This window comes from Actinomadura sp. NPDC049382 (genome assembly GCF_040677125.1).
GTDB lineage: Bacteria > Actinomycetota > Actinomycetes > Streptosporangiales > Streptosporangiaceae > Spirillospora > Spirillospora geliboluensis.
The window spans coordinates 1-1339 of sequence record NZ_JBFARO010000275.1 but is presented as its reverse complement, the minus strand read 5'-3'; the positions used below and the strand labels follow the sequence as shown (position 1 = coordinate 1339).

The following is a 1339-nucleotide window of genomic DNA, read 5'->3' as shown; positions in this document are numbered from 1 at the left end:
CCGTAGCGCAGCAGAGCCTGGGCGCGTGTCGTCACGAATTCCTCGTACGTCACGCCGTCATCGTCCAAAGACCCGTCCTTCCATCGCCCCAAGGATGGAGAACGGGGGTGGCGCCATGGCTGCGCACTTTAGCCCGGCGGCGGCCCCCGGCAATAGAGCTCACCAGGATCTTCGCGCCGGACGAAGATCCACGCGGCGGGCCGCTCGCTTTCCGCGCGCCGGGCGCGGACCGCTACATTGACCGCCTATGAAGGAGCGTCACCTCGGGAGGAGCGGGCTGCTGGTGTCCCGGCTGGGCCTCGGCACCATGACCTGGGGGCAGGACACCGACCCCGACGAGGCCGCGGCGCAGCTCGCCGCGTTCGTGGACGCCGGGGGCACGCTGATCGACACCGCCGACGTCTACACCGGCGGCGTCGCCGAGCGGATCCTCGGGCACCTGCTGCGCGAGACCGTCGACCGGGACGGCCTGGTGGTCTCCACGAAGGCGGCGATCCGGCCGAACGGCCGCTACGACGGGTCCCGCCGGCACCTGCTCGGCGCCCTGGACGCCTCCCTGGACCGGCTCGACCTCGACCACGTCGACCTGTGGCAGCTGCACGTCTACGACCCGGCGACGCCGCTGGAGGAGACGCTGTCGGCGCTGGACGAGGCGGTCGCGTCCGGCCGCACCCGCTACGTCGGGGTGGCCAACTACGCCGGCTGGCAGGTCGCCAAGGCCGCCGCGTGGCAGCGCGCCTGGCCGGGCCGCGCCCCGGTGGTGTCGGCGCAGGTGGAGTACTCGCTGCTGGCCCGCGACATCGAGCGGGAGGTCGTGCCGGCCGTGCTGGACGCCGGGGCGGGGCTGCTGCCGTGGTCGCCGCTCGGCCGCGGCGTGCTCACCGGCAAGTACCGCACCGGCATCCCCGCCGGGTCGCGCGCCGCCGCCCCGCACTTCGCCGACTTCGTCTCGCCCTACCTGGACGAGGAGTGCGCCCGGATCGTGGAGTCGGTGGTGACCGCCGCCGAGGGCCTCGGCCGGTCCCCGCTCGCGGTGGCGCTGGCGTGGGTCCGCGACCGGGAGGGCGTCGCCGCGCCGATCGTCGGCGCCCGGACCGCCGCGCAGCTCGGCGCGATCCTGGAGAGCGAGGACCTGACGCTGCCGGCCGAGATCCGGGGGGCGCTCGACGACGTCTCCGACACCGCGACGGGAAGCCCGTGACCGACATCCCCGAACCCGCATCCGACCAGCCCTCCCCCGCCGAGCGGGCCGCCCGCGCGGCCGCGGCGCTGCGCGCGGCCGAGGCCGCCGCCGGGGCCCTGGACGACCGCGCGCCCGCGGGCGCGCCCCCCGGGCCCC

Annotated in this window: 1 protein-coding gene; it reads left to right on the top strand. The window is 76.0% G+C overall.

Annotated elements, in window-relative coordinates:
* The first annotated feature begins 247 nt into the window (after positions 1 to 247).
* Complete coding sequence (locus AB0K34_RS46620) at positions 248 to 1201, top strand: aldo/keto reductase (protein WP_138639993.1); 954 nt, start codon at positions 248 to 250, stop codon at positions 1199 to 1201.
* Positions 1202 to 1339: the final 138 nt, after the last annotated feature.

What these genes read in the sequence shown, in the direction of transcription:
- AB0K34_RS46620 (WP_138639993.1), top strand. Translation starts at nt 248, where the DNA reads ATGAAGGAGCGTCACCTCGGGAGGAGCGGGCTGCTGGTGTCCCGGCTG.